General features: G+C 43.1%; 11 protein-coding genes, 1 pseudogene and 1 riboswitch. Of the genes and pseudogenes, 10 read left to right on the top strand and 2 right to left on the bottom strand.

Annotation, left to right across the window (positions count from 1 at the left end; all coding sequences use genetic code 11):
* Nucleotides 1-194 precede the first annotated feature (194 nt).
* Together GPK81_RS01550 and GPK81_RS01545 are read right to left on the bottom strand one after the other, a co-directional pair.
* The gene (locus tag GPK81_RS01550; RefSeq protein WP_181989047.1) at nucleotides 195-1,607 is read right to left on the bottom strand and encodes an alanine/glycine:cation symporter family protein; all 1,413 of its coding nucleotides are present in this window, start codon (nucleotides 1,605-1,607) and stop codon (nucleotides 195-197) included.
* Nucleotide 1,608: 1 nt separating this feature from the next.
* Nucleotides 1,609-1,716: riboswitch (glycine riboswitch) on the bottom strand.
* Between the two features lie 174 nt (nucleotides 1,717-1,890).
* The gene (locus GPK81_RS01545; protein WP_118608989.1) at nucleotides 1,891-2,790 is read right to left on the bottom strand and encodes a LysR family transcriptional regulator; all 900 of its coding nucleotides are present in this window, start codon (nucleotides 2,788-2,790) and stop codon (nucleotides 1,891-1,893) included.
* 359 nt (nucleotides 2,791-3,149) lie between these two features.
* Between GPK81_RS01545 and GPK81_RS01540 the strand changes: the two genes are divergently transcribed.
* From GPK81_RS01540 to GPK81_RS01495, 10 genes and pseudogenes are all read left to right on the top strand, one after another.
* Nucleotides 3,150-4,415 (top strand): SLC13 family permease, encoded by a 1,266-nt coding sequence (locus GPK81_RS01540; RefSeq protein ID WP_021977661.1) that lies wholly within the window; start codon nucleotides 3,150-3,152, stop codon nucleotides 4,413-4,415.
* 228 nt (nucleotides 4,416-4,643) lie between these two features.
* Nucleotides 4,644-5,549 carry a L(+)-tartrate dehydratase subunit alpha gene (gene ttdA / locus GPK81_RS01535; RefSeq protein ID WP_021977662.1) on the top strand — a complete coding sequence of 302 codons (906 nt, stop codon included), beginning with the start codon at nucleotides 4,644-4,646 and terminating at the stop codon, nucleotides 5,547-5,549.
* A 20-nt stretch (nucleotides 5,550-5,569) separates the two neighbouring features.
* Entirely contained in the window at nucleotides 5,570-6,202 is a 633-nt protein-coding gene (ttdB, locus tag GPK81_RS01530) for a L(+)-tartrate dehydratase subunit beta (RefSeq protein ID WP_021977663.1), read from the top strand.
* Nucleotides 6,203-6,554: 352 nt separating this feature from the next.
* Nucleotides 6,555-7,184 carry a hypothetical protein gene (locus GPK81_RS01525; protein WP_330627443.1) on the top strand — a complete coding sequence of 210 codons (630 nt, stop codon included), beginning with the start codon at nucleotides 6,555-6,557 and terminating at the stop codon, nucleotides 7,182-7,184.
* A 539-nt stretch (nucleotides 7,185-7,723) separates the two neighbouring features.
* Complete coding sequence (locus GPK81_RS01520) at nucleotides 7,724-9,019, top strand: aminotransferase class V-fold PLP-dependent enzyme (RefSeq protein ID WP_215706398.1); 1,296 nt, start codon at nucleotides 7,724-7,726, stop codon at nucleotides 9,017-9,019.
* Between the two features lie 141 nt (nucleotides 9,020-9,160).
* Nucleotides 9,161-10,039 carry an alpha/beta hydrolase gene (locus GPK81_RS01515; protein WP_118071494.1) on the top strand — a complete coding sequence of 293 codons (879 nt, stop codon included), beginning with the start codon at nucleotides 9,161-9,163 and terminating at the stop codon, nucleotides 10,037-10,039.
* Nucleotides 10,040-10,045: 6 nt separating this feature from the next.
* Entirely contained in the window at nucleotides 10,046-10,567 is a 522-nt protein-coding gene (locus tag GPK81_RS01510; protein ID WP_021975862.1) for a cysteine hydrolase family protein, read from the top strand.
* Nucleotides 10,568-10,694: 127 nt separating this feature from the next.
* Nucleotides 10,695-10,952, top strand: a pseudogene (locus GPK81_RS01505) (PTS transporter subunit EIIB); the annotation flags it as partial.
* 194 nt (nucleotides 10,953-11,146) lie between these two features.
* The gene (locus GPK81_RS01500) at nucleotides 11,147-12,247 is read left to right on the top strand and encodes a YibE/F family protein (RefSeq protein ID WP_215706429.1); all 1,101 of its coding nucleotides are present in this window, start codon (nucleotides 11,147-11,149) and stop codon (nucleotides 12,245-12,247) included.
* Nucleotides 12,244-13,023 (top strand): YibE/F family protein, encoded by a 780-nt coding sequence (locus tag GPK81_RS01495; RefSeq protein WP_118071491.1) that lies wholly within the window; start codon nucleotides 12,244-12,246, stop codon nucleotides 13,021-13,023. Before GPK81_RS01500 ends, GPK81_RS01495 begins: the two co-directional genes overlap by 4 nt.
* The last annotated feature ends 53 nt before the right edge of the window (nucleotides 13,024-13,076 follow it).

Below are 13,076 nucleotides of genomic sequence, written 5' to 3'. Positions count from 1 at the left end.
TTTCCGCAGACTGAGAAGATCATCATACAGGTGAAAAAGTCAGGTGCATGATCAGAGAAGTTTCATTAAAATTAGAATAATGAAAAAGACGCGACTCTTTATCGGATGATAAAAGGGTACGCGTCTTTTTTGTATGATATTAGGGGGAATTTTATGGGGTTGTGCGTGTTTTCAGTTGATTACGATGTCCGGGATCAGAACTCGTAATTTTTATGTCTTTTGAAGAAATCTTTTGTTTCTTTTACAACCACACCGCTCAGAGCAAGAAGAGCGATCAGGTTCGGGAATGCCATCAGGGCATTGAAGATATCTGCGATGTTCCATACAGCTGCTACAGTCATATATGGTCCGATGAAAACGCAGATGATGTACAGCCAGCGGTAGGTTTTTACTGCGGCTTTATTTCGGTTGAAGAGGTATTCCAGACATCTTTCACCGTAGTAATCCCATCCGAGGATTGTTGTGAATGCGAAGAATACCAGGCACAGCATCAGTGAGAAGGATGCTACAACCGGCGGGAAAGGAAGTCCTTTCTGGAAAGCGGCGGTTGTGATGGCAACACCTTCAAGACCTGTGTTCCATGTCTCTGTGATGACAATGGAAAGTCCTGTCATGGTACAGATGACGATGGTATCAATGAAAGTACCTGTCATGGATACAAGACCCTGACGTACCGGCTCTTTTGTCTGAGCTGCAGCAGCTGCGATCGGGGCACTACCAAGACCGGACTCATTGGAGAAGATACCGCGGGCGATACCTTTCTGCATAGCTACGACCATGGTTCCCATTGCGCCACCTGCAAGTGCGCTTCCTGTGAAAGCAGATTTTACGATAGTTACGATCGCTGCAGGTACTGCAGTGATGTTTGTGATCACGATGATCAGTGCCAGTGCAACATAGAGAACTGCCATAAACGGTACAACGACCTGGGATACCTTTGCGATTCTCCGGATTCCGCCGAGAACGACAAGTCCTACGCATACGGTAAGTACCAGACATGCAACTACAGTTGCCCAGGAATATGTATTTCCGAAAAGTGCTACTGTGTGTGCTTTATCCGGATCAAAGAAGTTGGTGACTGCAGATGCGATACCGTTTACCTGTGTAAATGTTCCGATACCGAAAAGTCCAACGCCTGCTCCGAAAAATGCGAAGATCTTTGCAAGCCATCTCCACTGTTTTCCCATACCGTTTTCGATGTAGTAGAATGGTCCACCGAGAACGTGGCCTTCTTTGTCAATGGTACGGTACTTGATTGCCAGAAGTCCTTCTGCGTATTTGGTTGCCATTCCGAAAAATGCGGCTACGATCATCCAGAAAAGTGCTCCAGGTCCGCCGGCTGCGATAGCAGTTGCAACACCTACGATATTTCCAGTTCCGATGGTTGCTGAAAGCGCAGTACACAAAGCTCCAAAGCTTGTGACCTCACCATCACCGCCTTCTTCATTTTTAACCATGAATTTCAGTGCTTTTCCGAGATGCCTTACCTGTAAAAGGCCTAACCGAGCGGTTAACAGAATTCCTGTGAACAGGATCAGAATGATCAGCGGAAGTCCCCAAACGACTCCGTCAAACCATGTGATAAAGTTGTTGATTTGTGTAAACATTACTCTTTCCTCCATCCTTTTGCCTGAGAGATTTACAGCATTTTGTGTGCTGCGTACACCTTCGGCGCTCTTCCCTTTTGATTTGAAGAGACTCTCCTGAGTTTTTTTATTTTTGAATGATGCCAGGACCTTTTTGTGTGCGGTGGTGGCGGCCATTCGTTTTGTGTAGAAATACACTGTAACACAGAGTATCACATGAATTGACGGATTTCAATGGGTTTTATTAAAAAAATTCCATTTATTAGAAATATTAATCGACATATAATCAGGATCTGGTAAATTGTTATTTTTCTATCAGCGGATGTTCTTTGTAATACATGCGGGTGAAATGCAGAAATGTCAGCATATCGCCGCTGATGTATTTACTTTTTTTCCATACCATGCCGATTTTTATGCGGACAGGTGGATTGAGAGGGATGCCGGTAATATTGGAAGAGGAAAATTTATCGGTCATGCTGGAATAGAGAAAACAGCCGTATTTTCCGGTTTTTACAAACTGCAAAGTAGTGTAGATCTGGCTACTTCGCATCACGATATTGGGCTTGTAGCCGTCCATTTCAAAACGCATTTTCAAGATCTGATTCTGGACAGAATCCGCGTTAAAAAAGATCAGCTGTTCTTTTGACATTTCTTTTGTTGTGACAGATTCTTTTTCTGCCAGTTTATGGTCATTGCTTACGCAGAAAACTACCTGGTCGTTGGCCAGGACAGCGTTGTGGAATTTATCAATATTATACTGTTCCATATTGACCAGAGCTACATCCAGGGTGTCATCCTGCACCAGGTTGCAGGCACGGACAGATCCATATTCCTCCAGGACCACGGCGATCTCCGGGTGTTTTTCATGAAATGCCATAAGCAGCTCCGGGAAAAATACAGTACTCAGCATGGGCGGGATTCCAATGCGAAGAGGGGGTTTTACCCTGGACATGCTGGAGTAGTCAGCCTGAAGTTCATTACAATATTGAAGAATATAAGTAGCTTTTTTGTAGAAGGATTCTCCCTCCTGGGTCAGACTCAGCTGATTTCCTTTTCTGGAAAAAAGACTGATTCCGAATTCGATTTCCAGGTCGCGAATGGCCATGGAAATGGTTGGCTGGGTCACATATAATTCTTCGGCTGCTTTTGTGATGCTGTGGCAGCGGCTGGCTGTGCAGAAATAGCGTAGTTGATTCAGTGTCATAATATACCTTCTCTCCGTGTATGATCAGATGAAATTTTTGACAGATTTCGCTGTTTTTTATCGAAAGAAATGCGGAACAGGACATGCTCTTTGGAGCTGACTGTCATTATAAAGATATCATGGACATGTGAAAAATTCCATATTCATTTGAAAACGAGAAAGTTTTGTGGTAATAGTGCATAAAAATTATCATTAAAAATTGAGAGTATAAAATTTTTTTATGGGGATATGTGTTTCGCTAATTTGTTTTTTTATATGTACACGAGTTATAATAAAGCCATCAAAAGAAACGTGTACGGCCTATACTTTTCAGAAGAAAACAATATGAAATCACAACATAGTGAAAGGAGAGTACAGAAATGTCTCAGACAACTATCACATTGCTGTTTCTTGTGTTCACCATCATCAGTTTCATCCTTGAAAAAATTCCTCTGGGACTGACGGCTTCGATCTGTGCCATTGGCCTGACCCTTACAGGAGTTGTGGATGCGACAACAACGTTTTCACAGTATGTAAACAGTAACGTAATCCTTTGCGTTGGCATGTTTGTAGTAGGCCAGGCATTGTTTGAAACAGGAATGGCAAACAAGATCGGAGGCCTGGTCACAAAATTTGCCAGAACAGAAAAAACACTGATCATTGCGATCATGGTAATCGTAGGTGTAATGTCCGGGTTCTTATCCAACACAGGTACCGCAGCAGTGCTGATCCCGGTCGTCTGTGGAATCGCCGATGAGTCCGGGTATTCCAGAAGCCGTCTTCTGATGCCATTGGTATTTGCGGCAGCTCTTGGCGGAAACCTTTCCATTATCGGTGCGCCGGGAAACCTGATGGGTGTCAATGCTCTGCAGGAGATGGGGCTTTCCACAAGCTTCTTTATGTATGCGCCGGTTGGAGTTCCGATGCTTGTTCTTGGAATCCTCTATTTTGTTTTTATCGGATATCGTTTCCTTCCCAATGGAAACCATGCGGCCGGGGAAGCGCTTGAAGATCAGCAGGATTTCAGCCATGTACCGAAGTGGAAACAGACGGTTTCTCTGGTAGTTCTGATCCTTGTGATCCTTGCAATGATCTTTGAAAAAGAGATCGGTATCAGCATTGAGGTTTCTGCATGTATCGGAGCCATCGTCCTGGTTTTGACAGGAGTTATTTCCGAAAAAGAAGCACTGAAATCTATTGACCTGAAAGTTGTATTCCTTTTCGGCGGTTCTCTGACACTTGCAAAAGCGCTGGATACAACCGGAGCCGGAGAGCTGATCGCAGATAAGATCGTAGGACTTCTTGGAGCAGATCCGAGTCCGATCCTTCTTCTTCTGGTGATCTTTATTGTAACCTGTGTACTGACAAATTTTATGTCAAATACAGCAACCACAGCACTGATGATCCCGATCGCGGTATCTCTTGCGAACAACCTGGGAGCAGATCCGAGAGCTGTTGTTATCGCAACGGTTATCGCAGGTTCCTGTGCATATGCAACACCGATCGGTATGCCGGCAAACACCATGGTAGTTGGTCTTGGAGGATACAAATTCAAAGACTACGTAAAATCCGGTCTGCCGCTGATCCTGGTATCTTTTGTGATCTGTATGATCCTGTTACCGATCCTGTTCCCGTTTTATCCGTAAGGAGAGAAACTTTTGAGTTACTGTTCACTTTGTGACCAGCAACATTTTTGATCAATTAAGTTCATTCCCTTCTGTACTGACCATACAGTACAGGAGAAGTGATAAATAAGCCAAAAAGCTATCTTAACCATTAATCAGCCAAATTAATGATGAAACAACCAACCAAATTTATGTAAACCTATGTAACTAAAAAACATTAAACCATCGAACCATATCAGGAGGTAAATCATGACTAAGGAAAATGGAGTTAAAGTATTAACAGACATGGTAGCAGATTTTGTTGCCCATATTGGAAAAAAATTACCGGATGACGTAGTTAAGAAACTGGAAGAGCTTGGTTCTCAGGAAACAGCTGCACTTCCAAAAGTTCTCTATGAGACAATGACAAAGAACCAGGGTCTTGCTGTAGAGCTGAACCGCCCAAGCTGTCAGGATACAGGTGTTCTTCAGTTCTGGCTGAAATGCGGAACAAATTTCCCGTATATCAATGAGCTGGAAGCACTTCTGAAAGATGCTGTTGTTCAGGCTACTTTTGCAGCACCGTTAAGACATAATTCCGTTGAGACTTTTGATGAGTACAATACAAAGAAAAACGTTGGTAAAGGAACTCCGACTGTATGGTGGGATATTGTTCCGAACAGCGATAAATGTGAGATCTACGCATACATGGCAGGCGGCGGATGTACTCTTCCTGGAAAAGCAATGGTTCTGATGCCAGGCGCAGGATATGAGGGTGTTACAGATTTTGTTCTGGATCAGATGACAACTTATGGACTGAATGCGTGTCCTCCGCTTCTTGTTGGTGTAGGTGTAGGTACATCTGTAGAGACAGCTGCCCTGAACTCCAAGAAAGCGCTGATGCGTCCGATCGGTTCCCACAATGACAACGCAAACGCAGCAAAAATGGAGAAGCTTCTTGAGGACGGTATCAATGCCATTGGCCTTGGACCGCAGGGTATGGGCGGAAAGTATTCTGTAATGGGTGTCAACATTGAGAATACCGCACGTCATCCATCTACCATCGGTGTTGCAGTAAACGTTGGATGCTGGTCTCACCGTCGTGGACATCTGGTTGTAAATCCGGATCTTACAGTAACCTGTGATACTCATTCCACATGGAAATTTAATGCTTAATATAAACGGAGGGAAAAATCATGATCGAAATCAGAGGAGATAAAAAAGTTCTTATTACACCTATAAGCGCAGAAGACCTGGCTGATATCAAAATCGGCGATATTGTATGGCTGGACGGAGATCTGATGACCTGCCGTGACGTTGCTCACCGTCGTCTGGTTGAGTATGGAAGAGAGCTTCCGTATGATATCCGCAACAAAGCGATTTTCCATGCCGGCCCGATCGTTCGTAAGATCGAGGGTACAGAGGATGATTATGAGATGGTTTCTGTAGGACCGACAACTTCCATGCGTATGGAGAAGTTCGAGTATGAGTTTACAAAACTGACTGGTGTCAGAGTGATCGTTGGTAAAGGTGGTATGGGCCCGAATACGGAGCGTGCCTGCAAAGAGTTCGGTGCGATCCACTGTGTTTTCCCGGCTGGATGTGCAGTTGTGGCTGCTACAGAGGTTGAGAAGATCGTTGAGCATCACTGGGATGAGCTTGGTATGCCTGAGACTTTATGGTGCAATAAGGTTAAGGAGTTTGGTCCGCTGATCGTATCTATCGATGCACAGGGACGTAACCTGTTTGAGGAGAACAAGGTTGTATTTAATGAGCGTAAAGAGGCTGCCAAGCAGGCAATTTATCCTGAGGTTAAGTTTATTAAATAATATTGATATTGGAAAAATTTTTCGGGATATCTAAAATGACGAAGCTCTGCCATGAGAGATTCAGGATTGACTGGTGATTGTGAGATTGAATTAACAGCGTGATATGAAAAAGAGAGATGTCCGGCGGATCATATAATGTGGTCTGCCGGATGTCTTTTTTTGTTGCTTTTTGTTGTTTCTTGGGGTTTTTGTGTTTTACAGGGGTGAGGTGGTGTGATAGAATATAAGCGTTGCAGCAGGCTGGTTATTAAGGTATTATCTGGTATGGATCTTGCGCAGTGAAGGTGGATCGTGGATATCTGCCTGACAATATTTTCAGAGAGGATAAGGTAGAAGGTTTATGGGGGAGTATTTGAAGAACATTAACTGGAAGCATGTTCTGATCATGTGTATCGGAAATGTTTTTGCAGGTATGGGGATTGGAATTTTCAAGCTGGCCGGGCTTGGAACAGATCCGTTCAGTGGTATGAATATGGCGGTTGCAGATACGCTTGGTATGGCTTATGGTAACTTTCAGCTGATTGTAAATATCGTGTTATTGATCATTGAGATTGCTTTTGGCAGAAGATTCCTGGGAATTGGAACTGTTGTGAATGCGGTGTGCCTGGCTTATATTACTACGTTCTTTTATAATATTTATACGGGAGTGTTTGGACTGGAGCTTACAGCTTTGCCGATTCGACTGGTGGCACTGTGCGTTGGTGTTGTGATTTGTTGTCTGGGTTTGTCTATGTATCAGATGCCGGATGAGGGAGTTGCACCTTATGATAGCCTTTCCCTGATCATGACAGAGAGATGGCCGAAGATTCCTTATTTCTGGCACAGAATGTCCAATGATGTGCTCTGTGCGCTGATCTGCTATCTGACAGGTGGTGTGATTGGAATTGGTACGCTGGTGACGGCTTTTGGGCTGGGACCTGTGATTCATTTCTTTAACCGGCATTTTACCGGGAAGCTGCTTGCCTGGGTTGATGGTGAGTGAGTTTGTAGTTGTATGGTTTGAGCTGAACTGGCTGCGGGATGTGGCTGGTTCGGCTTTTTTTGTGAAAGGGACGCCCGTGAGGCGTGTGCTGCCTGCAGCCGGGGCTTCGTCGGGGGCTGGCTTCTAGGCTGCCGGGAATCTGCTAAAAGCGTTTTACAAAAGTCCGAACTCGCGTCTTGCAGTCGCTCAGACAGCGGACTTTTGTAAAACAACGCAGATTTCCGCCAGCCAAGAATCAGCTCCCCTCCTGCAGAGTCCGGCGACAGGCAGCACACGCCTCACGGGCTGGCTTTTCAGGGCGGTAGGGTAGTGTGGCTGCTCGGGAGTTGGATGAGCTATCAGCGCTATGCTGTGTTAAAATATAAACAATGTTAATATAATACAGTTACATTATTCATTTTATAACTATTTGTAAATGTGTTATGCTATCTTCTGATGAGAGATATATAATGAACACGGTCGTATGAAATGAGAGTGTTCATGAACAGTTGATTATCCGGGAAATCCGGGGCTTATGTGATGAAGGAGAGGAAATCATTATGGAATTTAATCATGGCGTTTTATTTTCAGATACATATCAGAAGAAACTGAAAGCTCAGTTTTGTTATGCAGATAAGGATCCGCAGTATGGTGCGCGTCTTTTCTTTGAGAACTCTGGTGGTTCTCTGAGACTGAAAAAGGCGGTTGAGGCTAAGGCTGCGATCGAGGAGTTTCCGGATTGCCCGGAGCGTGCACGTGGCAGAGGTTTTGATCTGGCTGATTATGTTAAGGATGGTACTCAGCAGATCCTTGAGGTTATTTTTGGTGCGAAGAGTGGTGCACTGATTACGGAGCTGACTGCTTCCCAGACTATGTTCCATGCAGTTGGCACGATCATGGAAGGTGTTGACTGGGGTAAGAATGCGGTTACTTCTGCTCTGGAGCATCCGTCTGCGCATGATGCGGTTGAGTATTACTGCAAGAAGACTGGCAGGGAGTTCCGTGAGGTTCCGGCTAATAAGGTAACCGGTGGTCTTGATCCGGATGAGATCATGAAGTATGTGGATAAGGATACGGTTCTTCTGAGCATTATGGCTGCTTCCAATATTTCCGGTAATATCATGGATATCAAGGAGATCGCCCGTCGTGCAAAAGAGATCAACCCGGATATCTATATTGTCAGCGATGCGGTTCAGCATGCTCCTCATGCAGTGATCGATGTTGAAGACTGGGGTGTGGATGTCTGCAACTTTGCTCCGTATAAGTTCTTTGGTGTTCGTGGCTGTGGTTATGCTTATGTTTCTGACCGTGTTGCTGTAATGCCGCATATCAAACTGACCTGCAAGGATGATAATGTCTGGGCCCTTGGTACTCCGGCTCCGGCGAACTTTGCGGCTATGATGGCTGTTATTGATTATGTTTGCAGTATCGGTAAACATTTCCTGGGCGATTCCGCACATAAATATAATAAGCGTGAGCTTTTCGTTGAGGGTATGAATCACATTCATCTTCAGGAGAGAGCGCTTCTGTACCGTATGCTGGAAGGTACCGATAAAGTTCCGGGTCTTCGTCATATTCCGGGTGTTCAGGTTTATGTCGATATGGAGGATCTTACATATAAAGATCTTATCGTTGCCATGGGTATCGAGGGTATTGAGTTTGCAGAGTGTGCAAGAAGATATCTTGAGCATGGTGTCACTCTGTTCGAGCGTGTTAAGAGCAGCCCGTATTCCAAACGTATCGTAGAGACTCTTGGTCTTGAGGGTGCACTTCGTGTTTCTCCGCTTCACTGCCATGGAACAGACGATATCGATAAATTCCTGAAGATCACAAAGGATATCGCTGAAGGTAAATAATCCCTACGGCTACAATTAAATAAAAAATGAAAATGTCCTGCAATCAAGAATGTGCGCAAAAGAAAATCAGAAGCTGCCAGACTTGAGAGCAGGGCTTTTTTTTGTGGTATACTTAAGAAAAAAATGAAAGAGGTGTCGAAAATGGAAAAAATGAGCAGCATAATAAGGCGGGAATTCAAAAAAGGCGATGATATCCGCGATGCAGGTCTGACAGCTCCGGATGATGTGATCCGATATAAAGATATTGCTTATGGAAAAGATTCAGCCATGCAGGTGCTGGATGTATATCGTCCGAAGGATACAGAGGGAAATCTGCCGGTGATCGTCAGCGTACATGGTGGTGGCTGGGTATATGGTGATAAAGAGCTGTATCAGTATTATTGTATGAGTATTGCGCAGAGAGGTTTTGCAGTGGTTAATTTCACTTACCGGCTGGCACCGGAGTATCAGTTTCCGGCACCTATGGAAGATACGAACAGTGTTTTTGCATGGATTCTTGATAATAAAGATAAATATGGCATGGACGTGGCGAATCTTTTTGCAGTGGGCGATTCTGCCGGTGGACAGATTCTTTCACTGTATGCAGATATCTGTACGAATGCAGAGTATGCAAAAGAATATGATTTCCAGGTACCGGAAGGACTGAAGATAAAGGCTGTGGCATTAAACTGCGGTCAGTATAACATGGAAGACACAAGTGATATGACCAGGCAGCTTATGGAGGAATATCTTCCGGGAAAAGGAACTCCGGAAGAATTAAAAAGGATATCTTCTGATCTGTACATAACAGATCAATTCCCGCCTGCATATGTTATGACTGCAGAAGGTGATTTCTTACGCAAACAGGCACCATATATGTATGGGAAACTGAAAGAGAAAAATGTATTCTGTGAGCTTCATGAATACAGCAGTCCGAAGGAGAAGCTGATGCATGTTTTCCATCTCAATATGAGATCTGAGGATGCAAAAAGATGCAATGATGATGAGTGTGAGTTTTTCAGGAAATTTATTGGGAGGTGACAGGAAATGAAAAAAATTCTTATCGTAGTAGATATGCAGAATGATTTTATCGACGGTGCCCTCGGCACAAAGGAAGCGGTTGCGATCGTACCGAAGGTAGAAGAGAAGATCCGCAATTTTGACGGAGAGGTATTTTTCACAAGGGATACTCATGAGACATATTATCTGGAAACACAGGAGGGGAAAAACCTTCCGGTTAAGCATTGTATCCGTGATACCGAAGGCTGGCAGATCCGAAAAGAGTTGGATGCACTGAGAAAAACAGAGCCGATCGACAAAGAGACTTTCGGTTCAACAGATCTGGCGGGCGAACTGGTTACACTTAATGAAGACCAGGGAATCGGAAGCATTACTCTTGTGGGACTTTGCACAGACATCTGTGTAATCTCCAATGCTCTTCTGATCAAGGCATCCCTTCCGGAAGTGCCGATCTGTGTTGATGCCACATGCTGCGCTGGCGTAACACCGGAGAGTCATGAGAATGCACTGAAAGCCATGGAGGCGTGCCAGATCAGGATTATCAGATAAAAATATATCTGACGAAAATTAAATATTTTTTTCAATAAATAAAACTATCCTGAACAAATTGCAAAGTTGAGAAGCTTTGTACCTGACAGGATAGTTTTATTTGCGTTAAGAGGCTGCGAAAAACATATTACTTGCAAATGATGATTATACTGCTATTGCCGCAAAAATCCTTGAAGGCTGTGGCGGAAAAGAGAACATCACAAGCATTGATAACTGCATCACAAGACTGAGACTTGAGGTTAAGGATATTACAGCTGTAAATGATAAGGTGATCAAATCTGCAGGTGTTGCAGGCGTGATCAAACCTGGAAAAACTTCTGTACAGGTTATCATCGGAACCAAGGTTCAGTTTGTTGCAGATGCATTTTCTGAGCTTTGTAAATAATGGCTTTTTTGGAGTCAGGTATTTGCTAAAATAATTATGGGGCAGCAGCAGAATTGTGAAAACGGTTCTGCTGCTGTTTTTTTGTATACCTTATATTGACCGATACTTTCAAAAAGCGTACAATGTTACTTCGATAAAAAGCAATAGGTCAGTGCATTTACGATTGCAATATTTCTACAGGGGGAATGAAGTTAATGAAATCCTGCGTATTTCACAAAAAATATCTTTTAGCCGGTATATATATTATTTTTGTTCTGTTTACCTGCTGTAATTCCCGATTTTATCATACACCGCTGGCAAAAATATGTTCCGTAACAGAAAAACAGACTCTGAGCAGAGAAGGAACCAGGGGCTCAAAAGAATATTACTATACTCAGAATATTACGGCACGGATATTAAACGGTTCGCATAAAGGGGAAAAAATAACGGTCTCTAATGAATATACATCTTCTCAGGTTCAGACCAAGAAATATCATAAAGGAGACACCGTTCTTTTAAGCGGTTCAAAGGAAAGCCCCGGAAAAACGATACGTTCTGTAAAAAGGGATGGGTATTTGGCATTACTGGCAGGAGGATTATTTTTTCTTCTGATCTGCATTACAGGAAAGCAGGGATTTTACACGATCATATCACTGATACTGAATACAGTCATATTTGCGTATGGATTTCAGGCTTTTACAGAAGGGAAAAATATTTTAAATATCTGTAATGTCATCGCAGTTCTTTTTTCACTGACTACATTGATCTGCTTAAATGGAATTCATAGAAAAACATTTTCCTCAGTTCTTTCAACACTGTGTGTTCTGTTTCTGATCATGGCATTGTTTGAATTTTCTATTTATATGTACGGAGATCTGGATTATTCCAATCTGGAATACCTTGGAAGTATAGGCAATTCAGCAGATATATTCTGGGCAGATATTATGCTGACAGGACTTGGTGCAATTATGGATGTGACGGTGACGATCAGCGCAGCAGTAGGAGAGATCGTGCGGAAAAATCCATCGGTTTCTCTGAGAAGATTGATACATTCCGGTCGTGAAATCGGATATGATATTATGGGAACCATGATAAATGTACTGCTGTTTGTTCTGGCAAGCGGCATGATTCCCATGTTCATACTTAAGATGAATAATGATATAAGCTTTGTAACGATCGTGAGATACCACATTCCATATGATATCTGTCGTTTTCTGATAGAAAGTATTGGAATTGTACTGGCAATACCGGTATCTGTTTTTATTGCTTCAGCGATTATGAAAATACCATCACGGAAAAGGGGTGTCAGAGAATGATCATTTTTCTTGCATTGATTTTAATTTTTCTGGTGATCTTGATTGGCGGAGAGCGTGGAGCCATGTCAATTATGACATTGGCGGGGAATATTGTAATTTTGTTTTTTTCAATTATGCTGATGTCTGCCGGTTTTCCTGTACTGCTCCTGATATTGGTGGCAGGTGCAGGTGTCTGTTATATTTCTCTGTTTTATCAGAACGGAAATAATCCAAAGACGCGGGCGGCTTTTCTGGCTACACTGCTGGTAATGTTACTTTTGTTTATTCCTATTTATATTATTACATGGAGATCAGGAAGTTACGGGTTAAATGAGCTGCAGATTTCGGAAGACGATTTTATGTATTATTACAGTACGGACCTTCATATTAACATGCTTCATGTAGGAATATTTGTAACTGTTTTCAGTACTCTTGGGGCTGTTATCGATACAGCATTATCTGTAACATCTTCTGTATATGAAGTCTGGACTCATAAAAACGGTCTGACAGCGAAAGAACTTACAGCTTCCGGCTATCAGGTTGGGAAAGAAATTATCGGTACAACGGTAAATACGCTGCTGTTTGCTTATCTTGGAGGAACTATTTTATTGTTTTCATACATTCAGACACAGCAATATACCCTGGAGATCATTCTTAATTCCCAGTTCCTATTCCAGGATGTTGCAGTCATGCTATCTGGTGCGGTAGCCTGCCTTATTACCGTCCCGGTATCGATCAGATGTATTATTCGACAGATTCACCGTACTGATTCGGAAGAAAAATCTGAAGTTATATAATAGCGTTAAAAAACAGTCAGACCTGTGGAGAAGAATGTGAAGGGAAAATGTGA

The organism is Blautia sp. MCC283, assembly GCF_018785565.1.
Lineage (GTDB): Bacteria > Bacillota > Clostridia > Lachnospirales > Lachnospiraceae > Blautia_A.
Note: the sequence above shows the minus strand (reverse complement) of the source record. Positions and strands in the feature narration are given on the sequence as shown.

What these genes read in the sequence shown, in the direction of transcription:
- GPK81_RS01550 (WP_181989047.1), bottom strand. Translation starts at nt 1,607, where the DNA reads ATGTTTACACAAATCAACAACTTTATCACATGGTTTGACGGAGTCGTT.
- GPK81_RS01545 (WP_118608989.1), bottom strand. Translation starts at nt 2,790, where the DNA reads ATGACACTGAATCAACTACGCTATTTCTGCACAGCCAGCCGCTGCCAC.
- GPK81_RS01540 (WP_021977661.1), top strand. Translation starts at nt 3,150, where the DNA reads ATGTCTCAGACAACTATCACATTGCTGTTTCTTGTGTTCACCATCATC.
- ttdA (WP_021977662.1), top strand. Translation starts at nt 4,644, where the DNA reads ATGACTAAGGAAAATGGAGTTAAAGTATTAACAGACATGGTAGCAGAT.
- ttdB (WP_021977663.1), top strand. Translation starts at nt 5,570, where the DNA reads ATGATCGAAATCAGAGGAGATAAAAAAGTTCTTATTACACCTATAAGC.
- GPK81_RS01520 (WP_215706398.1), top strand. Translation starts at nt 7,724, where the DNA reads ATGGAATTTAATCATGGCGTTTTATTTTCAGATACATATCAGAAGAAA.
- GPK81_RS01515 (WP_118071494.1), top strand. Translation starts at nt 9,161, where the DNA reads ATGGAAAAAATGAGCAGCATAATAAGGCGGGAATTCAAAAAAGGCGAT.
- GPK81_RS01510 (WP_021975862.1), top strand. Translation starts at nt 10,046, where the DNA reads ATGAAAAAAATTCTTATCGTAGTAGATATGCAGAATGATTTTATCGAC.
- GPK81_RS01500 (WP_215706429.1), top strand. Translation starts at nt 11,147, where the DNA reads ATGAAATCCTGCGTATTTCACAAAAAATATCTTTTAGCCGGTATATAT.
- GPK81_RS01495 (WP_118071491.1), top strand. Translation starts at nt 12,244, where the DNA reads ATGATCATTTTTCTTGCATTGATTTTAATTTTTCTGGTGATCTTGATT.